At 52.2% G+C, this 23,073-nt stretch carries 22 protein-coding genes and 3 pseudogenes; 9 read left to right on the top strand and 16 right to left on the bottom strand.

Going from position 1 to position 23,073, the window contains the following annotated elements; genetic code table 11:
• Positions 1–47: 47 nt before the first annotated feature.
• A pseudogene (locus tag HK20_RS11930) lies at positions 48–287 on the top strand (SDR family oxidoreductase); the annotation flags it as partial.
• A 108-nt stretch (positions 288–395) separates the two neighbouring features.
• Here HK20_RS11930 and HK20_RS11925 read toward each other — a convergent pair.
• Positions 396–848, bottom strand: coding sequence for a MarR family winged helix-turn-helix transcriptional regulator (locus HK20_RS11925; RefSeq protein ID WP_086647262.1), 453 nt, complete (start codon positions 846–848; stop codon positions 396–398).
• Positions 849–915: 67 nt separating this feature from the next.
• Between HK20_RS11925 and HK20_RS11920 the strand changes: the two genes are divergently transcribed.
• Complete coding sequence (locus tag HK20_RS11920; protein WP_086647261.1) at positions 916–2,430, top strand: FAD-dependent oxidoreductase; 1,515 nt, start codon at positions 916–918, stop codon at positions 2,428–2,430.
• 188 nt (positions 2,431–2,618) lie between these two features.
• On the opposite strand, the gene HK20_RS11915 is transcribed toward HK20_RS11920, so the two are convergent.
• Both HK20_RS11915 and HK20_RS11910 read right to left on the bottom strand, forming a co-directional pair.
• Positions 2,619–3,314, bottom strand: coding sequence for an aspartate/glutamate racemase family protein (locus tag HK20_RS11915; RefSeq protein ID WP_086647260.1), 696 nt, complete (start codon positions 3,312–3,314; stop codon positions 2,619–2,621).
• Positions 3,315–3,366: 52 nt separating this feature from the next.
• Complete coding sequence (locus HK20_RS11910) at positions 3,367–4,098, bottom strand: aspartate/glutamate racemase family protein (RefSeq protein WP_086647259.1); 732 nt, start codon at positions 4,096–4,098, stop codon at positions 3,367–3,369.
• A 114-nt stretch (positions 4,099–4,212) separates the two neighbouring features.
• On the opposite strand from HK20_RS11910, the gene HK20_RS11905 reads away from it, so the two are divergent.
• Positions 4,213–5,046 carry an AraC family transcriptional regulator gene (locus HK20_RS11905; RefSeq protein ID WP_086647258.1) on the top strand — a complete coding sequence of 278 codons (834 nt, stop codon included), beginning with the start codon at positions 4,213–4,215 and terminating at the stop codon, positions 5,044–5,046.
• 296 nt (positions 5,047–5,342) lie between these two features.
• Positions 5,343–5,855 (top strand): hypothetical protein, encoded by a 513-nt coding sequence (locus HK20_RS11900; RefSeq protein WP_158093068.1) that lies wholly within the window; start codon positions 5,343–5,345, stop codon positions 5,853–5,855.
• Between the two features lie 111 nt (positions 5,856–5,966).
• On the opposite strand, the pseudogene HK20_RS11895 reads toward HK20_RS11900, so the two are convergent.
• From HK20_RS11895 to HK20_RS11885, 3 genes and pseudogenes are all read right to left on the bottom strand, one after another.
• A pseudogene (locus HK20_RS11895) lies at positions 5,967–6,731 on the bottom strand (IS5 family transposase).
• Positions 6,732–6,803: 72 nt separating this feature from the next.
• Positions 6,804–7,100, bottom strand: a pseudogene (locus HK20_RS13265) (IS481 family transposase); the annotation flags it as partial.
• A gap of 69 nt (positions 7,101–7,169) precedes the next feature.
• The gene (locus HK20_RS11885) at positions 7,170–8,054 is read right to left on the bottom strand and encodes a LysR family transcriptional regulator (RefSeq protein WP_086647256.1); all 885 of its coding nucleotides are present in this window, start codon (positions 8,052–8,054) and stop codon (positions 7,170–7,172) included.
• A gap of 132 nt (positions 8,055–8,186) precedes the next feature.
• Between HK20_RS11885 and HK20_RS11880 the strand changes: the two genes are divergently transcribed.
• Complete coding sequence (locus HK20_RS11880) at positions 8,187–9,248, top strand: aromatic ring-hydroxylating dioxygenase subunit alpha (RefSeq protein ID WP_086647267.1); 1,062 nt, start codon at positions 8,187–8,189, stop codon at positions 9,246–9,248.
• Between the two features lie 8 nt (positions 9,249–9,256).
• Positions 9,257–10,213, top strand: coding sequence for a PDR/VanB family oxidoreductase (locus tag HK20_RS11875; RefSeq protein WP_086647255.1), 957 nt, complete (start codon positions 9,257–9,259; stop codon positions 10,211–10,213).
• Between the two features lie 117 nt (positions 10,214–10,330).
• Here HK20_RS11875 and HK20_RS11870 read toward each other — a convergent pair whose 3' ends face one another.
• Positions 10,331–10,903, bottom strand: coding sequence for a TetR/AcrR family transcriptional regulator (locus HK20_RS11870; RefSeq protein ID WP_086647254.1), 573 nt, complete (start codon positions 10,901–10,903; stop codon positions 10,331–10,333).
• Between the two features lie 73 nt (positions 10,904–10,976).
• On the opposite strand from HK20_RS11870, the gene HK20_RS11865 reads away from it, so the two are divergent.
• Complete coding sequence (locus tag HK20_RS11865) at positions 10,977–12,251, top strand: MFS transporter (protein ID WP_086647253.1); 1,275 nt, start codon at positions 10,977–10,979, stop codon at positions 12,249–12,251.
• Positions 12,252–12,268: 17 nt separating this feature from the next.
• Here the strand turns inward: HK20_RS11865 and HK20_RS11860 are convergent, their stop codons facing one another.
• Positions 12,269–13,060 (bottom strand): class I SAM-dependent methyltransferase, encoded by a 792-nt coding sequence (locus HK20_RS11860; RefSeq protein WP_233129202.1) that lies wholly within the window; start codon positions 13,058–13,060, stop codon positions 12,269–12,271.
• Positions 13,061–13,148: 88 nt separating this feature from the next.
• On the opposite strand from HK20_RS11860, the gene HK20_RS11855 reads away from it, so the two are divergent.
• Entirely contained in the window at positions 13,149–13,952 is an 804-nt protein-coding gene (locus HK20_RS11855; RefSeq protein ID WP_086647252.1) for a helix-turn-helix transcriptional regulator, read from the top strand.
• 76 nt (positions 13,953–14,028) lie between these two features.
• Here HK20_RS11855 and HK20_RS11850 read toward each other — a convergent pair whose 3' ends face one another.
• Both HK20_RS11850 and HK20_RS11845 read right to left on the bottom strand, forming a co-directional pair.
• Positions 14,029–14,367, bottom strand: coding sequence for a tRNA-binding protein (locus tag HK20_RS11850; protein WP_086647265.1), 339 nt, complete (start codon positions 14,365–14,367; stop codon positions 14,029–14,031).
• Positions 14,368–14,371: 4 nt separating this feature from the next.
• Positions 14,372–15,367, bottom strand: a complete 996-nt coding sequence (locus HK20_RS11845) for a DMT family transporter (RefSeq protein ID WP_369823065.1) — start codon at positions 15,365–15,367, stop codon at positions 14,372–14,374.
• An 88-nt stretch (positions 15,368–15,455) separates the two neighbouring features.
• On the opposite strand from HK20_RS11845, the gene HK20_RS11840 reads away from it, so the two are divergent.
• The gene (locus HK20_RS11840) at positions 15,456–15,938 is read left to right on the top strand and encodes an Lrp/AsnC family transcriptional regulator (RefSeq protein ID WP_086647251.1); all 483 of its coding nucleotides are present in this window, start codon (positions 15,456–15,458) and stop codon (positions 15,936–15,938) included.
• Between the two features lie 38 nt (positions 15,939–15,976).
• Here HK20_RS11840 and HK20_RS11835 read toward each other — a convergent pair whose 3' ends face one another.
• The 6 genes from HK20_RS11835 to HK20_RS11810 form a co-directional block, all read right to left on the bottom strand.
• Positions 15,977–16,249, bottom strand: a complete 273-nt coding sequence (locus tag HK20_RS11835; protein ID WP_143296506.1) for a DUF2247 family protein — start codon at positions 16,247–16,249, stop codon at positions 15,977–15,979.
• A 609-nt stretch (positions 16,250–16,858) separates the two neighbouring features.
• Positions 16,859–17,380: a RidA family protein gene (locus HK20_RS11830; RefSeq protein ID WP_086647249.1), complete on the bottom strand. Its 522-nt coding sequence runs from the start codon at positions 17,378–17,380 to the stop codon at positions 16,859–16,861.
• Positions 17,381–17,384: 4 nt separating this feature from the next.
• Positions 17,385–17,801 (bottom strand): cytochrome c, encoded by a 417-nt coding sequence (locus HK20_RS11825; RefSeq protein WP_086647248.1) that lies wholly within the window; start codon positions 17,799–17,801, stop codon positions 17,385–17,387.
• A complete protein-coding gene (locus HK20_RS11820; RefSeq protein ID WP_086647247.1) occupies positions 17,801–19,402 on the bottom strand; it encodes a flavin monoamine oxidase family protein in 1,602 nt (533 codons plus the stop codon). The genes HK20_RS11825 and HK20_RS11820 overlap by 1 nt, the downstream gene beginning before the upstream one ends.
• 97 nt (positions 19,403–19,499) lie before the next feature.
• Positions 19,500–22,139, bottom strand: a complete 2,640-nt coding sequence (locus HK20_RS11815) for a TonB-dependent siderophore receptor (RefSeq protein WP_086647246.1) — start codon at positions 22,137–22,139, stop codon at positions 19,500–19,502.
• A 348-nt stretch (positions 22,140–22,487) separates the two neighbouring features.
• On the bottom strand, positions 22,488–23,073 hold a 586-nt coding region (locus tag HK20_RS11810; RefSeq protein ID WP_143296505.1), incomplete at its 5' end, for an Imm42 family immunity protein.

The following is a 23,073-nucleotide window of genomic DNA, read 5'->3' as shown; positions in this document are numbered from 1 at the left end:
TATCGCTGCCTGATTACTGAACAAATCTCTCTCCGGTAAACCCGGGGCAGTTCAGTCCGCGGCGTATCGCCGTCAATACGGTTGCCCCGGGCGCTATCCAGACGGATTTTTCAGGCGGTGTCGTGCGGGACAATCCGGACGTGGCACGGCACATCGCGGAAGCAACCGCACTTGGGCGTCCGGGGGTGCCGGATGATATCGGCCCGATGATCGCCTCGCTGCTGTCCGAGGACAACCGGTGGATCAATGCACAGCGGATTGAGGTCTCTGGCGGGCAGGCCATCTGAGCGAGAGGCCAGATTCAGGACGTCTGTCATAAATTGGTAATAGGCTACGAAAATGCTTCTCGATATTGTGGTTGCGGCAGCGTTGTAGGGCTTTTCGTAGTCTGAATATTACCGCATCAGGTCGTCAGCGAAGCGTCGCAGAAGTGTTCGCAACTGATCGAGATCTTCGTCGGTCCAATCGACAAGAATGCGGTTGGCCAGCCTCTCACGTGCCGCGTTGAGGACGCGAACCATGTCCCGGCCTTTTTCAGTTACCGTCGCTTCGCGTACACGCTTGTCCGCTGCCGAAGGACGACGTTCGATGAGGTCCAGATCTTCCAGCTTGGTCATTTGTCGGCTGATGGTCGTATGATCACGCCCCGTACGGTCCGCGAGTTCGACAACGCCGATAGGACCGTAACGCCATACGCGCGCCAGAAGTGGGAAAAGGGCTCGATCCAGTGGAATCCCGGCTTCTTCGATCAGGCGATCGTCACGGCGGGGGCGGTTGATTTCATCGACAAGATCAATGATCGCAGTATGCAGTCCACGCAGGATTTCAGGGTCGTGTGTATTATTCATGTTTTTCGTTGCCTTCGGTGTTCATCTCATATACGTGAATAATACACGTTGATTCGCGGAGTTGCCAGTGTCTTTCGATACAGACGTCCTGATCTCGGGTGCGGGGGCCGCAGGCCTGACACTTGCCATCGACCTCGCCCGACGCGGGGTTGCGTTCCAACTGATCGAGCAGAACGGGCAGCCGTTCAACGGATCGCGCGGCAAGGGCATCCAGCCCCGGACGATGGAGATTTTTGAGGATCTCGGTATCGTCGATCGTATGGCCGCGGCAGGCGGACCTTATCCACCACTGTGCCAGTATCGCCCTGATGGAACTCATACGATGTCGCTTCTGACAGAGGCGGAAGTCTTCCCGACCGCAGCCGAGCCCTATGCTGCGCCGCTGATGCTGCCGCAGTTTGCAACCGAGGCCGTTATGCGGGAGCGGCTTGCCGAGCTGGGTCATCATCCACACTTTGGGACAAGACTGACTGGATTTGAACAGGACGCCCATGGCGTTACGGCGAGGATGGAACAGGAGACTGGCGAGCAAGTTGTCCGTGCCCGCTTCCTTGTTGGAACCGATGGTGGCCGCAGTTTTGTGCGTCATGCATTGGCGATCGATTTTCCAGGGGAAGCATTAGGCGTGCGTGCGATCGTTGCCGACGTGCGGCTGGAAGGTCTTGATCGATCCGCCTGGCACCGTTTCCAGCTCGATACGCCCGTGACACAGGTGATGATCTGTCCGTTGGCGGGCACGGACCTGTTCCAGCTTCAGGCACCTGTAGCCATGGAGGGAGAGATCGATCTGTCTCCGGCCGGGTTGACCACGCTTATCGTGGCCCGGACTGACAGAAGGGACATTATCGTCCACTCCGTCTCCTGGTCCTCAGTCTATGTAATGAGCGCCCGTCTGGCCGATCGTTACAGGGTTGGGCGGATCTTTATCGCGGGGGACGCCGCGCATGTTCACCCGCCAACCGGTGGTCAGGGTCTTAATACCAGCGTTCAGGACGCCTATAATCTCGGCTGGAAGCTGGCCTCCGTGCTTGCGGGCGCACCAGAAGCGCTGCTCGACAGCTACGAGGCGGAGCGCCGGCCGGTTGCGTTGAACATGCTGCGTCTCTCGACGCGACTGCTCGGTGAAGCAAAGCAGGGCACCATGCGTCGTGATCGCGAGGCGCGTCAGCTCGACCTCGGCTATCGCGGTTCATCGTTGAATGTACCCGGTTCGGTGGGCGGAAAAGTGCAGGCGGGCGATCGTGCACCCGATGCGCCCTGTCGCGGACAGGCCGGGCAGCAGACACGGCTGTTCACGGTTTTTAAAGGGCCTGACTGGACCTTGCTCGGCTACCAGCCGCGTGACTGCCCGTCGGACATAGCGGGGATCCGTATCGTTACCGTCGGCGCGTGGCATGAACTCGTCGATGATGGCGGCCATATCGCCGAAGCGTACGGGATCGACCCTGATCAGTGGGTGCTCGTGCGTCCAGACGGTTACATCGCCGGAATTTTTCTATCTGATGGACTGGAGGTGCAGCTTTCGCGCTATTTTGCGCATGTTCTGCCATCCCGCCCGACCGTTACCTTCGGAGGGTCATGATAGTGGGTTTCCAGACCTTTTTGGGTTTTGCGTCTTTTCGCCTTCGCTCTTGGTAGATTTGCTCGTTTGCGCTCCAGCTGTTGAGGCCAGCAGGAACAGCGTGTGAGGCAGTGTCCGGACGGGCTTCATTCTCATATTGCTTGAGCCGGTTTGGTGGCGTACCAACAGTGTTACAGGCTGCGAAATCGTCAATTTCTAAGCGTGTACTCTATCGCGGCTTCAGCATGGAGCGCTGTGGTGTCAAAGATCGGCACACTGCTGTCCTCGGGGCCTACAAGCAGCATGATTTCGGTGCAGCCCAGAATGATGGCTTCTGCACCAGCCTCAACCAAACGGGCAATGACGGCTCTATAGGTTGTTCGGGACGCTTCCTCGATCCGGCCTGCCACCAATTCTTCGTAGATGATGCGATGAACGGTAGCACGATCCTCGTCGTTTGGTACGATAACGTCGAGACCATGGTTGTTGATCAGGCGACCTTTGTAGAAATCATGCTCCATCGTGAAAGCCGTGCCCAGCAGGCCAACTTTCGAAAAACCTGCCGCCTTGATTTTCTCAGCTGTTGGATCAGCAATATGCAGGAGCGGAATGCTGACCGCCGCCTGTACCGCTGGGGCCATGCGATGCATGGTGTTGGTGCAAATCAGCAGAACCTTGGCTCCACCAGCTTCGAGCCGCTGCGCCGCATCGACCATTTTTGCGGTCAGGCCTTCCCAGTCCCCTTTATGCTGAAGCGCCTCGATCTCGGAAAAGTCGAAAGACCAGAGCAGGCAAGGTGCGGATGCAGTCGGCCCACGCTTATTGCGAACGCCTTCGTTGATGATGCGGTAATATTCTGCCGAGCTTTCCCAGCTCATGCCCCCGATAAGGCCGATCATGTGCATATTACTCTCTCCTGAATGTCGGTGTCGTTTCTTCACAGGTCACGGTGAGCAGTTATTTTTCCAGAGCAAAGTCTACGATGGCCTGAATATGTAAAGCGGTCGTATCGAAGACAGGGAACGCTGGAAAATCTGGCTGGTTGATAAGTAGGAATATCTCGGTGCAACCCAGGATTACGCCTTCCGCGCCCTCGGCCCGCAGTGCTTCGACCACACGGAGATATTCGGTCTTGGACTCTGACCTCAGGTCACCACGAACCAGTTCGTCAAAGATGATGCGATCGACAATCTTCTTGTCGGTCTCGTTCGGGACAATCACCTCTACACCAAATTTCTCGCGATAGCGTTTGTGTAGTGCTTCCGATTGCATAACCGGCATCGTACCCAGCAAAGCTACGCGGCCTATCCCAGCCTTGCGTATGGCTTCGCCGGTCGGATCGGCGATATGGATGAACGGCGTCGTGCGTCCCACCATGGCAGGCTCGACAACGCGGTGCATGGTGTTGGAGACGCAGACGATGACATCCACGCGCGCTGCTTCGAGACGCAGGATCTTGTCCTCCAGATAGGCCGCGGCCTCGCCCCAACGATCTTCGCGCACGAAAGACTGGATGTTCCCGAAATTAACCGATGCGATGATGATCTCACCATTGTCCCAGCCGCCAAGATGCTGGTTCAATTGCTCGTTGAGCATCCGATAATATTCGCCAGTCGCCTGATTGCTCATGCCGCCAAGAATGCCGATAGTCTTCTGGCGCAAAGGGCGTTGAGATGAAATCTCATTCATGTCTGGTCGCTCATCTCCATAATAATCTGTATCCTGACTAATCGACGCATTCGGCGCAGGATTGGAAAATCCTGCTCTTATGCGTCACAGGGCACAGATTGAGATGAAGGACCGATGGCGAACACCCGAGACAGGTTGAAATTGTGGCGTGATTCCAGCCTGCCGGGCGGGATGGATGTGCTACGGGCATCCTGCTTCGATTATCGCTATCCTGCACATTCGCATGATGAGTTCGTCATTGCGGCATTCGTTCGCGGCGCTCAACGACACCGCATCGCACGCTATCAAGGCGTCGCTGAGCCAGGTACCGTCATGATTATCCCGCCGGGGGAGGTGCATACAGGCGAAGCTGTAGAATGTGATCTGGGGTGGGATTACTGCGCCTTCTATCCAACCTCCCAGTTTATCGACGCACTGGCGGCAGACATCCTGCCGGGGGCGGGCAACCTCGACTTTGGACGCGACCTTCTCCGCCAGAACACAGACCTCGCCGATAGGCTCTTACAGGCCTCGTTGCTTGCCTCACAGTCTCAGGATCCGCTCGAGCGGCAATGCGCCGTCTATGAAGCGCTGGGTCATGTCATCGCACGCTATGGCGAGCGCACCAGCCGATCAGTCAAAACTGCATCGCGTCCTGCCGATATCCGGAAAGCGCAGGCATTTCTCGCAGACGAATTCCACGGACATTTGAGCATCGATGAGGTCGCTTCGGCCGTTGGGATCAGCCAATATCACCTCATGCGCAGTTTTCGTGCAGCGACTGGACTGTCCGTCCATCAATTCCTGACACAAATCCGGCTCGGTCACGCCAAAACCCAGCTTGCTCAAGGCGTAAGTGCCGCGCAAACGGCGACGAGCGTTGGCTTTTATGACCAGAGCCACTTAATCAATCAGTTTCGTCGACATTTCGGGGTTACGCCAAAGCAGTACGCAACAGCATCACGGTAGGCAGATCGAATGAACAACTAGCTCACTCTCGTCTGTTTCTGTGGATATGGATCAATCGTGAACTGAGCGACGATATGCACACGAGCGCCGAACTGTACCCCTAACTAGGGTCGTCTCACCCAACAACATCATTGTGATTGATGTCTGGACTTCGTCAGTAAAGGGGAGGGATATGAAAATGTCTGCTTTCCGCAGAATCCCTCAAGAAGTGGACGTCGAAATGCTATCAGCAAACCCTAGATGTTCTCAAAATCTCTTGTTATTGTAATTATCAATCAAAGTTTTTGGAGGTCATTATGCCGAAGCCTGGGGACGCAACAAATTGGATCATACAGCAATATGCTTTTAAAGATTTATCGAGAATGGAACAAAATGAGGCTGGATCGTTCAGTTTCATATGGGGAATATTTGAAAATCGAGTTATGCAGGTGTTAGACAGAAATCCCGAGGAGTCTCTAAGCAAAAGTGTTTGTAGAGACTATGCAAACTCCGAGCATATACCAAAAGTAGACGTATCTGTTGAAATTAACTATTTCAAGAATTTATTTTTTACACCCACTGGTGACGAGACCGATATTTGGGGTAATGCCTGTTTTAGGAAAGGTGACAAAAGTGATGAAATAAAAGAGATATTGCTTGGCAATAGTCGAACATTTGAGATGGAAGCTGAGGCTCTTTTGCGGATAATTTCTCGCCTAAGGAATAATTTTTTTCATGGTTTTAAGTGGGCTTACAATTTGAGAGGACAACTGAATAATTTTGTATTTGCAAATTCGGCTTTGATGAAACTCATGCCGCACGCTCCGTAGTCCCTGTGAAGTTTGCTTCACGGCTTACTTAAGACGCTTCATTTGCAAGTATCCGCGTTCAGACAATTCTTGATCTAATTAGGCAGCAGGGCTTTGAACTAGGCTCAGGACTCATTTTTTGAGGTAGAAGATGACGCTTGCTGCGATGTAGATTGCGGACATGAAGGTATGAGAGCATCGGTTGTATCTGGTCGCAACACGTCGTCAGTCTTTCAACTTTGCGAATATGTTTTCGATCAGATGGTGCTTTTTATATAGATGCCAATTGTGAAGGTGGTTTTGATTTCCAGTTCTTCTTCGGCTGAATACAGGCTGCGATGTTCCGGTCTGCAAGCGATAACCTGATCTGGTTGCTGTCGTAGCCTCTGTCCCCGATGACTTCTTCTGCCTCATCGGGGAGGTCTGCCAGAAGCACATCAGCACCTTTGAAATCACCGACCTGTCCAGCGGTCAGATGAAGCCGGACGGGTCGGCCCTGATCATCGCACACGGCATGAAGTTTTGAGTTCACGCTGCCTTTTGTCAGTCCGATATGGCGGGGAAAAGCTCCTTTTTGAGCAGGGACGCCGATGTCCGGTGTACCTCGAGGTGTGTTGCATCAATCATCAGACGCTTCGAACGGCCAGCCTGTTCTGTCAGGGCGACAAAGATCCTGTCAAAGACTCCCAGGCGGCTCCACCGGATAAAGCGATTGTATAAAGTCTTGTGCGGACCATACGCTTTCGGAGCGTCTTTCCACTGAAGACCGTTACGGATGACATAAACGATCCCGCTTAGAACACGCCGGTCATTCACGCATGGCACTCCGTGCGCCAGAGGAAAAAACGGCTCAATCCGCTCCATCTGGCGCTCAGACAGCATAAACACATCACTCACAGGCCTATCCTCCATCGGTAAGCCTGTGATCACAACCTCTCACTCAGTTCAATAAACTAATTGGTCCTGAGCCTAGTTATTTCGTTCTGGGGCTTGATGGGTTGAATTGATGATGAATCTTTTAGGTTTTGAAGCCATATTTTGCAGATATATTAGTAAGGAGGGGGCACTCAGGGTCTTGAACCTTCGCCCAAAGTTATAGGTCGCCATGAAATCGTGTAGGTGTGTCCGCAACTGCGTATGGCTGCCGTAATGGAAGCGTTTGACGGCTACTTCTTTGATCGTCCGGCTCATCCATGCAACCTGACCATTGGTCCATGGATGCTTGAGTTTCGTCAGACGATGTTTGATCCCGTGGATTTCGGTAATATCCAAGCGGCCATAATCACGCTTAATACACACGACGCGTATGTAATCGCACAGCTGGCAAATAAGCAGCTAAGCCGTCCAAGATTTTTGTTCGTCAATGAGGCGCAGACATAGCGCAGCAGCGTTGGAAATCAGTCCTTGCCGGGCATGGCAGAGCGCGAGAGTCGTTGGACGCAAGCCGGGGTCTGATAGCGGTACGAAGCTTAAACGGCCGTCATCCCTCGCTTCAGCGACATCTAGTTGGCTGAGGACGGAAACACCGTTCCCCTGAGCAACCAGAGAACGGATTACGGCGATATTGTTCGATGACAGAGCAGAATTGACCTTTAGTCCGGTCGAAACTTCGAGCATGCGGAACTGCTCGGCAATCTCAAGAGGGTCGATCGGTCGTATGACATTCTCCCCCGACAACTGATTGAACCGGAGGGTTTTGGCGGACTGCAGTCTGTGCCCACGCGGCATGACTACGCCAAGTGGAATTTCACGAAACGCGCGTACAGTGATGTCGCGGGAGGATTGAGGGTTCAAAAGCAGCCCAAGGTCGTAGTCTCCATGAGCGATGCTCTGCGCAATGCTGTCGTTAGGCAGAACGCAGATTTCGAGCGCGATGCCGGGGTAGTGTGCGCGCATAGTCGAAATGACACGGGGTAAAAAGCCATGTGCCAAGGCCTCGATCACGGCCATGCGCACTAGTCCGCGCCGTAAACCGTCCAGATCGTCAATCTGCTCGCGTATCCTTGCAAAATCCTTGCGCCAGTCAAGTGCGCCGCGAACGAGGAATTCGCCTGCCGAGGTCAGGCGCATGCCGCTCGGCAGGCGGTTGAATAATGGAACGCCTATCTCTTCTTCCGCCGCCAAAATCTGGCGGTCGATGGCGGATGCTGAGACATTCAGATGCTCTGATGCCTTGCGGACGGAGCCCTGCCGGGCGACTTCGACAAAATAGATCAGCATTCGGGAGAAAGGCTGCACTTCAGGCGTTCTCTTTTTCTCAATGACAAATCAAAAAAATGATGTTTGAAGTTTACACGATCCGTCCGCATGCTTCCAGTCGCTCAGTAGCCTCTGCATAGGATGATCCGGCATATGACAACCCTTACAGCTTCTACCCCTTCGCTTGATCTGCCCAGAAACTGCACCTTTGACCCTGACGACTGGCGTATTCTCGCTCGGCAGTGGTACGCTGTGGCCCTTATTCGGGACGTGGATAAAGAAGGCGTTGTTGGCGCGACCCTGCTGGATGAACGGCTGGTTGTTTATAAGGTCGATGATGAAATCGTCGTAGCGAACGAACTATGCACACATCGCGGTGTTCCGCTGACGCTTGGCTCGAACCGTGATTACAAGGGTGTGCGCTGCCCCTATCACGGGCTTCAGTTCGGAAAGGGGGGCAAGTGCATTAAGGTACCCGCGCATCCTGACAACGGTATCCCGAGCAAGCTGCACCTGAAATCCTATCCGGTTGTGCTGCGTTACGGACTTGTCTGGACCTGCCTGCGTCCCGGTGAGGGGGGAGCAATGGCCGAAGTTCCCTTTATGCCTCACTGGGACGATGCGGGATTCCAGCAGATCAATTGCCCGGCGTTTGATATTGCGGGCTTTGCCGGTCGGCAGGTTGAAGGGTTCCTTGATGTTGCACATTTTGCTTTCATTCACACAGAAACCTTTGCAGACCCAGACAATGCCCTTGTGCCGTCTTATGAGACCCGACCGACCGCAGTTGGTTTTGAAGCCGAATATTACAGCACCGTTGGGAATTATCCGCATGGCAAGCAGGATGAAACGCCCAAGGACTTTCTGTGGCTGAGGCATTTCCGTGCACACCTGCCTTTTACTGCCCATTTGACCGTTCATTTTCCCGAAGGGGGACGCCTTTCCATCCTTAATGCAGCATCGCCTGTTTCGGCGCGGAAAACGCGTCTGTTTGTCCCGATTGCCCGGAACTTTGATACGGATCGTCCTGTGCAGGAGGTTTATGACTTCAATCGCAAGGTTTTTGAAGAAGACGCGACAATGGTCGAACAACAAAAGCCGGAAAACCTGCCGCTTGACCCGCGTTTGGAAGCCCATATTCCAGCGGATAGAAGCTCGATCAATTATCGCAGAGGCCTACGTGAGATGGGTCTCAGCCAGTTCTTCGTCGCCTGACACCTGCCATGGAACTGATCGTCTCGGCCATTCGCATCAATGGTGACAACACTCTCGATATTGAACTGATTTGCCCAAAGGGCAATGAGCTGCCCCCTTTTACTCCAGGAGCGCATATTGATGTTCGGACACCCTCTGGTCAAATCAGGCAATATTCGCTCTGCGGTTCCCACGTGGATCGGCGCGTGTATCGGATTTGTGTGCGTAAGGATGTGAGTTCACGAGGAGGATCTCTATCTCTTCATACTGACCTGCGGGTACGTGCGAAGGTAACAGTCTCGGAACCACGCAACCTGTTCGCAATTCCCCATGCCCGGCGCTATCTTCTCTTTTCCGCAGGGATCGGTATTACGCCGATCATCACAATGGCTCGTTGTCTTGTCTCCGATGGGAGGCATGTTGAATGGCACCATTATGAGGGACGCCGATCTTCTGTTGCCTTTCTTGAAGAAGTGAGTTCAGGCAATTTAAAAAATGTGACCACGCTTTATCTCAGTGATGAAGGAGCCAGTTTTCGACAGATCGTGCCAGAGTGTCTCCTGCGACCTGATCCCGACATAGCAATCATTGCCTGCGGGCCAGATGGTTTTCTCACGCTTTTGGAAAAACGTGTGGCTAAAGCAGGGTGGGAACCGGCCCAGTTGTACAGTGAACGCTTTCGTGCGTCTCCTGCAGGTGCTTTGAACAGCAAGACCAAGGACGAGTTTGTTGTAAAACTTGCTTCGTCTGGTCAACGCTTCACGATTGGAGATGAGGATACGATCGGCCATGTCCTGTTGAAAAATGGCATTCCCGTCGAACTGTCGTGCGAGCAGGGCATGTGTGGTGCGTGCCTTACCCGCGTTCTGGAGGGTGTGCCCGACCATAAGGACGTTGTAATCAGTGCTATCGAACGTGAGGCCTGCAACCAGATGACAATCTGTTGCTCACGCTCGAAATCACCGCTGCTGGTTCTGGATATTTAAGCGTGGGCACTTGATTCGCGGAAAAAATATCCATTGCAGAGCCAATCAGCAAAGATCACCCGACATGACCTCTCGGCGTAAATGGCTGTTTTCTCTGCCAAAGGCGCTTCATAACATTTACACGTTCCCCAGGAGGAGGCGGGCTACCATGCCTGCGTGAGCCGCCGGGCCTGGTGGCGCAAAGGCCTGTCCCGCGACAAAGACACCTTCCATGAGCAATACCAGACCGGCGGTCAGTGACTCAGGGTCTCGTGCGCCCAGAAGTGCAACGCGAGAGGCAATCCAGTCGGCCATCGCCTGTTTCAGTCGCGCGGCCTCCCTGCGAACGGGGTGGTCGTGATCGGGGAACTCCAGAATTGCGTTTGTCAGCCCACAGCCGCGATAGGCCGGACGGGAGGCCCGCTCAGCCAGACCGTCGAAATAGGCGAGGATCTGGCCGCGTGGATCGTCAGGGTATGCGGCCTCAGCGTCCTCGAAGCGCGTGCGACAGGTTTGGTAAAATTCATCAAGATAGACCGCCGCCAAGCCGTCCTTGGACTCATAAGCGCGGTAGAGCGACGGCTTGGTGACGCCCGCGTTCTGCACGATCTCCTCAACACCAACGCCGCGTATTCCATTGCTGTAGAACAGTTCGCGCGCTGAGGCCCGAATACGTTCGGCGGCGCTGACGCCGGTGATGGGTCGCTTCATGACATATTTTCCGCTTGACGATGTTACCGACCGGTACCTACGCTGCACGCATTGTAACTTACCGGTCAGTCATATGAGCAGAAACCTTCATATCCGCAAGGGTACCGTCTTTACAGCGGTCGTGGCACTCACCTTTCTTTCCTTGCTGGCATCGGCTGGCGTGCGCTCAACACCCGGTGTTCTGATGATGCCCCTGCAAATGGAGTTGGGGTGGAGCAGGGCCACGGTTTCGTCAGTCGCTGCATTCGGTATTTTCCTTTACGGTTTTGTGGGGCCGTTCTCAGCGGCACTGATGCAGTCGATCGGCATCCGGCGTACGCTGATCGGGGCACTCCTGCTGATCGGTGTTGCGTCCGGGCTTTCGCTGTTCATGACAGCGCCGTGGCAATTTTTTCTCACCTGGGGCCTGCTGACCGGCTTTGGCACGGGGGCCGTTGCAATGGTGCTTGGCGCTACGGTTGTTAACCGCTGGTTCGTGGCACGTCGCGGCATGGTCATGGGGCTGCTTGCGGCGAGTACGGCGACGGGGTCGCTGCTATTCCTGCCTGTGCTGGCTTCCCTCGCGCAGACGTATGGCTGGCGAGGGCCAATTGTTGCTGTGACAGTGGTGTGTCTGGGTCTTGTGCCGCTCATCGCACTGTTCCTCCCTGAGCACCCCGAGCGTCTGGGGCTGGTGCCACACGGGGCGCAGGAAGGATATGTTCCTCCCGTGCGTCCGTCGGGCCATCCGTTGCGCATTGCGGTGTTGGCGCTGCGTGAGGCGATGGGCACGCGGGATTTCTGGCTGTTGTTCCTGACGTTCTTCGTGTGCGGATTCACGACAAACGGGTTGATCGGCACGCATTTTATCGCGATCTGCGCTGATCACGGCATCGGCGCGGTTCCGGCGGCAGGGTACCTCGCGCTCATGGGGTTTTTTGACCTGTTCGGCACCACTGCTTCGGGCTGGCTCACTGATCGAGTGGATGCGCGGCGGCTGCTTTTTGCCTATTACGGACTGCGCGGCCTGTCGCTGATGGCGCTGCCGTTCGTAGACTTTCATGGTGCAAGCCTGACGCTATTCGGTGTTTTCTATGGCTTGGACTGGATCGCTACGGTAGCGCCAACGTTGCGTCTCGCCAACGCTGCCTTCGGCGAGGCACGAGCACCGGTTGTATTCGGGTGGATCGTGTTCGGCCATCAAATCGGCGCGGCCATTGCGGCATCGCTTGCAGGTGTGTTGCGGCAGGCACAGGGAAGCTATCGTGACATGCTGGTAATGGCCGGGTTTGCCGGGGTAGCCGCTGCGCTCATGGCGTTGAGGATCGGGCGGTCCCCAACGCAGGGCGCTGTTGTTGCTGCAGAGTGAGTTGATAGCTCTTTCTCTCAGGAATAGGGGAGGGGCTTTTCGTGCCTGCTTTTGCTCCATGCCACGATTGAGACAGGGAAATAGAAATGGATCCCGTCTGCATCTTCCCATGCGCCCATGCCCAGACGATCCTGCCCTTCTGCAATATCCTTGGCGAACATCGCTTCCAGAGCACTCCAGTCCTCTGGCGCGACTTGATCCTGCAAACAGGACGCAAGGCGATATTGATGTACCACAACAGGCTCGAGCCCTGCATCAGCTCCCAGCGAGAGTAACTGATGCAGTGTCAGGGCGCTTGTATGCGAAGGGTCACGGAGCGTTTCCGCACGGTCATAGTTTTTCTGGCATTCCGGAGTAGGGGTGGCGTCAATCACAATGACCCGGCCACCGGGACGGCAGACTCTTACCATTTCCGCCAGAACTTTCTCGGGTTCTTGCATGTGGTGAAAGCTGTAGCGTGTCACGACCCGGTCGAAGCTGTTGGCCTGAAACGGTAAATGCAGCGCATTGCCAATATGATACGCCACCCTCACGTTCTCCCTGTCCGCACGCAAGCGTGCCTGTTCGATCATGGCGGGGGTCAGGTCGATGCCTGTGACCTCTGCGCCAACGCGGGCCAGTTCACACGCGACAATCCCTGGACCGCAGGCGACATCAAGCACCTTCATGTCTTTGGTAACTGCGCAGGCAGCAAGCGTCTGGGCCATGCTTTCCGTCTCTGCGTGAATAGCCAACTCGGCAAATGGTTTTGCCCAGCGTGTAAACTGGTCAACGATCCGGGTATCATGCGGTGTGCGTGAAGCAGACATCTCTATTCCTTTCCTAGGCGTTTCAGGATAAGGAAAGGACAGGTGGCCGTCTAACGCCATCCGGCCATAAATGAGCGGATACCGGCCAATGAAAAATCTGACCTCCAGAGAGACACAAGGTGTTCTTGTCGAGAACAGGCTGGATGGCCCGGGCCAGCTTGGCTTTGCATTCCGTAATCCATCTTCCGCCATCTTTTATGACTGGCACGTGCATCCATGCCACCAGATTACATATGCAAGACGCGGCACGACACAGATCGAAGGTCCGGACGGACATCATCTGTTACCCGCGGCGCATGCCGTATGGATTCCGGCAGAAACACGCCATCGGACCATGATCCGAGATCTGGACGGTGTTTCCGTCTATTTTGATCCAGCGTATTTTCCGCATGGCCACATGGAGCATATCCACACATTCCCCATAACGACCATGTTGCAGGAGATGTTGCTCCACACTGTGCGTTGGCAGTCCGGCTCAGCCGAACATGATCCCATTGCCCGAAGTTTTTTTCAAACCGTTGGTTTGCTCTGTATGGAGCAAATGCAGGCGAAAACAACACGGGTTTTCACGCTACCGCGTGCCACCCACCCGTCTATCGTGCGGGCTATGGACGCAGCCCTTGCCAGCCCCGGACAGGCAAATCTGAGCTTGATGTTGCATCATGCTGGAATGTCGGAGCGTAGTTTCCGCCGCCATTTCCATGCAGAAACTGGCATGACATGGCAGGAGTGGATCGCCCAGGCCCGTCTCTTCCACGCAGCAAACCTGCTTGCCGAAGGGCAACGGGTAACGGATGTGGCAGCTGGTGTCGGTTACGCATCGCTTAGTGCATTCGCAAAAGCGTTTACGAACCTGATGGGGATGTCGCCGGTCCGTTTTCGGAGCTTATAAACAAATACCCGGACTGTAGGCGACTGCCTCCTGTCTGCTTCAGGGTTGTTGGAAATTATGAGGTAAGGTTTGTTTGTTAAAACAATCGACTACCATTGGGGACTTGACGTTCAGGTTCAATCAGCACGACGTTCTTCTGGGTATCATAAAACCCAAGCGTCAAGACTTCCGAAATAAATGGCCCAATCTGCCGAGGTGCGAGATTCACAACACAGGCCACTTGTCGGCCAATTAAATCAACAGAAGTATATAAATCCGTAATTTGAGCACTAGATTTTTTTAATCCAATGTCAGGGCCAAAATCAATCTTCAGTTTCCATGCCGGTTTCCGTGCTTCTGGAAAAGGTTCAACTTCAATTATGGTACCTACGCGAATATCAGTCTTCTGAAAATCATCGAAAGAAATGAGTGTCACAATTTTATACTCCACTTTTGTGTGATGGTGTTGCAGCGTTATTGAGATCGCGATGATGTTTTCGATGCACTGATACGCATGTCATTACACTACAAACAATGAATGTAAATGCGGCTACTTCAATGGGACGCGGCCACCGATGTTCCCAGAGAAAACCGTAGATAAGGGCAAAAAGCGTTTCAAAAAGAATCATCTGTCCGGTCATGGTCAAAGGAAGTAAACGGCTCATTTGGTTCCATAAAACATTGCCAAAAAAGGAGGCAATGATTGCAACTGCCGTAGAGACCTCCACAAACCTACCCCATGAGGTGAGATCGTGCTTTAAGTGGCCAAGGAGGAGCGCAACGGGGATAAGACAAATGGCCTGAACGCCAGTGACAAGACCCACAAGAAGGTTCCAATCATGAATTGATACTGTGCTTAGGCGGGCAAGACTGCGACTATTGCCGACGGCATAGGTGGTCCAAGACAAAAGTGCGGCAACGGACCATAACAACCCCATACTTGTCTGATGTGTCGCCTCAGGCGCTCTAAGGGCTTGCCAGCCAATACAAACTGCACCTGCGCAACACAGAAGAAGTGATGGGAAGAGAGTTATAAGAGGGATGGCCTCTTTGTCGCGGCTCCCAATAATCGTGACGGCGACAGGAAGAAATCCTATTACCAAGGAGGTCAATGCTATCCCACCACTCTGTATTGCTTTGGAAAGTAGAGCATAATATAAAGTATTTCCAAATAGAGAAAGCCAGAAAAGAGCGCGCCAGTCCTGTTTGTCAAGGCTTGATGTGAGTATGGGCCAACGGGGTATAATGACTACAAAAGCAATTATCCCGTAGGCTAGAAAGCGCCCTATAGCCAGTTCAAGAGGAGTAAAATCTCGCACAAGTTCGGGGGCAAGAAATACCAACCCCCATAATGCACCTGCACCAACACCGCATAACGTGCCCAAAGGGATATTGTAGATGCTTTGAAGGCGCTTTTCTGTTTCCACACTGCTCACAACGTTATCTCCTTAAAAGGAGACATATCACCGAGAAAATGATTTTTGTGCTCTTGATTTACCCTTAAAATGCAACAAAAACTCACTCATGAATAAAAAGACCATAACGAAACCACTGGACAAGTTTGACAGGGCAATCCTGCGCATTGTTCAAAAAGACAATAAAATACCGCAACGGCAGATTGCGGATATTGTTCATCTTTCAGCCGCCGCTGTGCAAAGACGTATTGCCGCTATGGAAAAGAGCGGCATTATCAAGCAAAATTCTGCTGTCCTAGATGTGCATGCTGTTGATATGAACATTACGGCTATTGTTGAAGTTCATCTAAGGGATGAACGTATAGAAACTGTAGATTTGGCAAAAAATCTATTTAAATCAACGCCTGAAGTTCAGCAATGTTATTACGTAACGGGCGGTATTAGTTTTGTGCTAATTATCGTTACTGCCGATGTGAAGGCATATGAACAAATAACGCGTAGAATTTTTGCTCAAAATGATTTCATAGCCAAATACCGTTCTCTTATCACACTGGACCGGGTGAAATCAGGTAGCGAGATCGTTATTCCCTAATGTCAGCTAAAGGTAAACCATCTAACAGCTAATAACATTCAGCGTTCGCGTATCAATTCATTGGGAACCGTATATTTCTGCGCTTGCTGAAAGACCAATGTCTTTAGGGCTGCTTCATCATTGTTTATTCTAGCGATAGCTAATGAAGTATATAAATATTCATTTTTCAGAGCGAGAACCTCAGCTAATTCTGCAATTGAGCTCACATCAAGCCAGTGGTTAGACAAGGCCCATGCCAAGTCTCCCCAATCGACTTTAATATTCTGTTCGACGAACTCTTTGATGAACTTGGGGAAAGGCTTGTAATCCAATTTATTCATCCTGCCACCATGGCTTGATTAAGTTCTAATAGAGTCTAATCTGGTCTGTAGTCAGACGAGAGGGGCAGAGTTGCTTCTAATTTTCTATAGATAAACATAAAAACTTCTTTTGGGACACTTCCAGGCATTAATAAACATTCAATTCCACTAGGATTTCCGGAATCCCGTTTTTTATAGGAGTTAATGTGAAGTTAAGTGAATTGCATGATTCTAGCTTAATCCAGTTAACGTTGGATTGGCGATCGGGTTTGTTGTCTTGTCGTCTCAATACCGGGGAGGGGCCAGTAATCTTGGTGGCAGATAGAGTCAAAAAACTGACCTGCCCCAGAAAACACCCATGGGGTGCGAGTGTCTCGATAAATGAAGTTAAAGCGTATGACATCGACGGAGGATTGTGCGTACAAATGGAAATACAAAGTGGTGATAAAATCGAGATTGTTTGTGAAGGCTTTAATCTACAGCAATACTATTGATTAAGCAGGATTATGGTTGAAACGCAATGAGAGTGTATTGATTTTAATTTAATCAGACAATTATGAACCAAAATACGATTTTTGACATGCCCACAACTCTCTCGACTTGTGAGCATGTCTTGCGTTGTTAGTGGTGAGACGGCCTGACCGCGGTAACCTCAATTTCTACCAGCCACCCTGGGTTGGCGAGTTGCGCGACACCAAAAGCAGAGCGAACCGGCAGGTTGGGCTGTGACGCGGTGCCAAAAAACTTCGTGTAGCCTTTCATCATGCCTTCAAAATCAAGCTTTTTGGTTTTTGCATCCGCCACCATGAAAACATGCATCTGCACCACGTCGCCCATGGTCAGCCCCATGCCTGCAAGTGTCTCCTCTATTCGTTTGAGAGCCCCTTCCGTCTGTGTCGCCATGTCACCATACGCTTCCAGACTTTTCTGGGGTGCTTTCGTATTGACGACAGGGGCGCCCATGCCGCTCAGGTAGATGGTGGAAGAACCAGCAGGCACTTCAATTGCTGAGGCAATAGGAAAAGTGGCTTCGTTATGCCTTACAATGTCGCTTTGAGCATGCGCTTGTGCAAAGGATACGGACGCCGCCAGAACAGTTGTTGCAAAAAGGGCAGAAACCCTTCCAGCCTTGAATACACGCATAGTCTTATTGCTCCTCGGCTGTCAGGTGCGGGCGCATAAGAGCGACCTCTGACGGGTTAAGTTTATCTGTGTAATGGTTGCCAAAATGTGTACGAATATAGTCCACCACATCCGCAATCTGTTTGTCATTCAACAAACCGGAAAACCACGGCATGGCTCCATAACCGTTAAGGATAACGGTTGCAGGGTAGCTGGCAACCTGCAAGCGCGGATTATGGGCCAAAGCAGGGATTTGCGCCCCGGCACCAACAGCGCCTTGACCCTCTGCCATGTGGCAGCTCTGGCAGATGTGGCGGTAGACTGCCTCGCCCGATGGCAAGGCTTCCATTTTACCAGAAATTGCACTCGCGCTATCTGCCCGTGCAAAACCTGCTGGTGCCGTAGCAGCCACGAGCGCCGACAAAAGAAGAAATTTTCGCATCAGGCTGCTCCCAGGGCTCGTTTATGCAAACGTGTGACCGCATCCAGCGCGGATAGGATGGCGCCTTCCTGCCAGCACCCGACATACGATGCATGCTCGCCCGCCAGAACCACCCTCTGGTCAATGGAACACAGCGTTTTATAGTGTGTTTTGCGTGCTTCTTCGCTCCACATCGAGCAGCACCCTAAAGTCCATGGCACCCGGCTCCATGCAAAACTCACACCATTGAGGAATTCCTTCCTGTATTGAGGATGAAAAGCCAGCCCCTGCTTTATACCCTGTTCCAGTCGCTCCTGAGGCGACATCCCTGCAAAGTCATATGCCGCAGGGCCAAACATATAGCCGCCAAGCAGCACTGCCGGTCCCTTGGAAAAAATGCCGTGGCTCGGGTAGGAAATCTGACTGATCGGTTGATCCGTAAAGCTGATGCCACCGTAAATCTGGTCATCTTCCTCCCAAAAACGGCGTTTGAATTCTAGGCCAAGCTTAACGGAAGAGGCATAGGGCACTGCACCAATGGCGGCTTTCATGCCGTCGCTCACCTGCACATCCAGCTGTGACAGAATGGACAGGGGAATTGTGCAAACGCAAAAATCCGCCTTTGCCTGACGAACCACACCACCATGCTGCATGTCGTTATAGGTAACACTGACGCCATGATCATCCTGATGAATGGCCGTGACCTTGCAGTTGAGTTGTAGCAGGTCCTTTACCTGTCTGGTAAAAGCCTTACCAATATTGTCCATCCCCCCTACGGGTTGGAACATCGTTGTCTGCATATCCAGTCGCTCGTGGAATGCCATCCAGTTCCACAGACCGGATTTCCAGATTTCTCCCCGGTTCATCAGGTCAGAAGGGATCGGGGCTCCGTTCAGTCCGCCGCCTTGTGGCTTTTCAAATCCGCGGCGTAACGAGCTGATGTTGCCCTTTGTGTAAGCCAGTTCCGGGGTGAGGGCGCCCCAGCCCTGCATGGCATCTTTCAGATGCGCCACCTCATCTGGGGTAACCAGATCATCGAGTTTATGCTGGTCCACGGCTTTGGCCAGAAGCTCTGCCGTAAAACCGGTAAAATCCGCAGCCAGCTCCCGGTAGCGCACGGCTTTGCCACCAAAAGAACCCGTCGAATGGAGCCAGCTATTATGGTTTAGCTCAATAAAGGGTTCCAGTTGCACACCAAACTCACGGCAATAGTACAAAAGCCCCTGATGGTGGTAAGGAATACGCCACGGGCCGGGGTTAATGTAATTCCCCGGTGCAAAGCCAATCTTTTGTGTGGCACCACCCAGTTCTGTTACTGTGTCTCCTCCGCGCAGGCTGATGTTGCGGCCACCGCTGCGTGTCTGGAATTCAATGATTTTGACATTATAGCCCGCTTTGCGCAGTTCGTAAGCACTCAGCATACCTGCAAGGCCAGCACCCAGCACCAGAACTGACGTTCCTTTTTTTGCGCCAGATAATTTGGGTGGGCCTGCAAAATCCGTGCCCATTGCATGGCCCATGCTGGTCATGGCCTGATACAGTGCCACACTTCCCGCCAACGTACCAATGCGGCTCAAAAGTTGCCGCCGTGTTTGTGAATGGGTGTTTGATGGACTTGCCATTGAGTATCCCTGCTTTTTCTTTTACTCACGGTTCAACAAAAGCCAAACCGACAAATATGGATGACGTTTGAAAAACAGACGTCATCCATGTTATGTTTTAGAAATCCGCGTTCAGGCGGCCGTAGTAGTAGGCACCGGTGATTGGCACCTGAAGGGAAAACTGGTCGTAAGGCTGCGCGCCACGGGAGTTGTTGATCTGCGCAACCATGCGGGGTTTGACATCGGAAATATTGTTAACACCAACCGCCATGTGCCAGTTTTTGTTAAAGCGGTAGCCAATTTCAATATCTGTCATCCAGCGCGGTGTGTTCTTGAACTGGTTGAAGCAGGTATTCGAGTAAGCCAGCTTTCCTCCACTTGCGCAGGGTGTGTTCTGGTTCTGCCAGTCATAGTAGGTCAGCATGGACGTTGTTTCGCCATACCGGGTTTCACGCACGTTAAAGTCCCAGTTTTTGTAACGATAGAATGCGTTCAGGATAATCTTGCTACGTGGGTAGGCCGTTGTGATGTAGGAAATATTCTGTGCATTGAGCAAAGGATTACCATTTGTATCCAGTGCATTGTGGTGCAGACGGGTGCGATTGAGATCAAGTGCCAGTGTCAGCGCCAGAGTGCCGGCCGTGCGGAAGCGGAAGGTATAATCGGCTTTAATATCCAGCCCTTGTGTACGGGTGCTGGCGCCGTTGGTCATGAAGTATGCAGATACGTTGTCGGCAATCAGACCATTGGAAGGGAGCAGATAACCAAGCTGCTCAATGGCCGAAATAGCGCTGTTACCATTGACCGTGCCCCCACCAACAATACGGTCACGCAGGTTGATCTGGTAAACGTCTGCTTCAACATGGAGGCCGCGGATAGGTTCAATCACAACACCACCGCTGGCGCTGACGGAACGTTCCGGTTTAAGCTTGCTAGCGCCCAGTGTGCGGGCTGCCGCCGAATCAACAGGCAACAGGCCGGAAGCACCGTTGGGGTCCACGTTCATGGCGGAATAATGCTGTTCCGGCAGGGTAGGGGCGCGGAAACCCGTGCTGATGGTTCCACGGAAGGCAATGCGCCGCGTCACATCATAACGGGTGGAAACCTTGCCGTTTTCCGCATTGCCGACGTCCGTATAGTGCTCAAAGCGCCCGGCAAAATCCAGGTCCCAGTTTTTAAGCGGATGAAAGTCTCCATCCACGTAGCCGGCCCAGATGTCACGGCTCCAGCTTCCAGCGCTCTGCGGGCCAATGCCTGCATAGCCCTGCGTGCCGCCTAGAAGGTAGGAAGCTGCGTCACCCGCTGTTAGGTCGTATGTTTCCAACCGGTGTTCAGCACCAAAAGCCAGCAGCATTGGCACTTTTTGAGCGATGTTGAAGTGCCGCCGGAAGTCGAGGTTATTGGTCCATTGCGCAAGCCTGTATGTTTCTGCGCGCACATTGGTTGGTGTCCAGCCGCAGCCGAGGGATGAATAATTGGCCGATGTGCTATCCAACGAACAGTCGGACGACAGCATGCCGGTATTAGCGGTGTTTTTATTGCCGATTTTGGTTTCGTCAGCACCGTAAGTGGTGCTCAGATCCCAGTCAAAGCCAAAGAAATCATCGCCCTTAAGGCCGATTGTCGCGGCGTAGTCGTTCTCGCGGATGGTTTCGAGCGGTGAAAAACCGGAAGGGTAATAAGTCGGGGCAATGGTGGGAATACGGTAGTTTTCGTATGCCTCGCCATAACGATGCGCGTAAGTAATCAGGCCATAGAACTGAATGTCGTCGTTAATTTTTTTGCCAAAATCAATAGCAAGGTTTTCCCGCGTTTCTTCCGGGGTGCTCATGATTTTGTTGGAATCAAGCGGCAACTTCATGGCGTTGGCCACCACACCATTATAATAACCGGTGGTGGTCGCACCATCAGGCCAATACCCTAAGAGCCGGTGGTCTTTGGTTTTGACAACGTAATGATCTGTATGTGTGATCTGGCCTGAAAGGTGGATATAACCATCCTCACCCAGCTTCAAACCGCCATCTGCGTTCAGCTGATACTGCCAACCATCACCATTATAGGCATTGGCTCCGGTCTGGGCTGACATATGCAGGCCGTGGTCATCTTTTTTGGTAATAATGTTCACAACGCCCGCTATGGCATCTGAACCGTACATAGCGGCAGCGCCATCTTCCAGTACTTCAATATGATCAATGGCATTTGCCGGGATCATATTTAAATCAACACCGGTCGAACCAAACTGGGGGCCAGCGTCCGCAACAATGTTTGCCGTGGAATGGCGGCGCTTGCCATCGACAAGAACCAGCACTTCGTTCGGGTTAAGACCACGCATCTGGATGGAGGATGTTAGCGCAGCACTATCTGCCGCCATGGCTTGCACGTTGATTGATGCGTATGTGCGCACCAATGAATCAGCCAGATTAACCTGACCGGAACGGCGCAATGTTGCTGCCGTTAATACGGTTACAGGGGATGAGCTTTGCCTTGCCTTGCGGTTGGTGGAATGCGTGCCGGTTGAAACATTAACGGTTTCAACGTCCGCGGCGTACAATGCCTTGGTGTTATCCTTTTTACGGACAGAAGATGTTGAAGTTGGCGTAGTAACGCGAGCGGTCGATTCGTTCGTTATTTTAGCGGAATGTTCGTGTGAAGCTTTCCGATGCGTCGTAGCCGTTCCGGTCGTTTCTGCCACAGAAAGCGAAGGCAAAACGGTGCAGAGTGTGGAGGCAAGCAGAGAAAAGCGGCGTGCTAATCGCATATTTCATGTCCCACTTGTAAAGAATTATTACTCGTCCTCCGTATTACATTTCGACATAGAAATGACATAAAAAAACATATCAGCCTTGCCTATTTTGCACACCGTTGCGGAATCGCAACACACGGCTTTCCGCATTGGGCAGGGAACCTTATTGCTGCCATACGGCGTAGTACGTAGCAGTTTGGTTCAGTCGGACCTGCTAATGCTGCATTTCGCTAAGAGTGTTGGGGATCGTCTAAAGGAAGGGGGCATTGCCGCAAAAAGCTATGCTGTTGTGTTTACCAGTATTTACATCGTAACCGCAGGCAATTGGCTCAGGTACAACAGGCTGAGAGCAGGATGCTTACCTTATGTGTTTTCTTTATCGACTTCAATTTTATGGGTGTTTTCTAAATACCCAAGAACCTCAGTTAAGGAGTGTTCAACAAGATCATCGCAAAACGTCACTCCTACAATCTCTGAACTATATTCTTTTTGATAAACAACCTTGGTTTTTTCACCGTCAGAAACAGAATACACTCTACAACGCAACATGGACTGTACGTTTATGCGTATGGAAAAATCAGATGGGAATATAGATTCGTCAATATATTTGAATATATCTTCGCCATCTCTATAAATAGCTTCGTCAATTATTTTAAAAATATTTTTGTAATCCATTTGGAATATGGTTTTGTTTATCCTGCTTTGTTTTCTATATATAATGGAATCTAATATATAATAAGCATCTCTTAGAGAGTTATCTTCTTGAGGGTCGCCAATATTATTTCCGGAAATTCTGAAAAATAGTGTTCCATTTAACCATACACCACAGTAATCGGCATCGAGTTGCGTCACTATGCAAAATCTATCCCAGTCCCCGAATATTTTCATTTTCCTAGGCTCAGGACTCATTCTTTGAGGTAGAAGATGACGCTTGCTGCGATGTGGATTG

Origin of the sequence: Acetobacter sp. DsW_54, from assembly GCF_002153575.1 — a bacterium.
In the GTDB taxonomy this organism is placed as follows: Bacteria; Pseudomonadota; Alphaproteobacteria; order Acetobacterales; family Acetobacteraceae; genus Acetobacter; species Acetobacter fabarum.
This window is presented reverse-complemented; position numbering and strand designations above follow the sequence as displayed.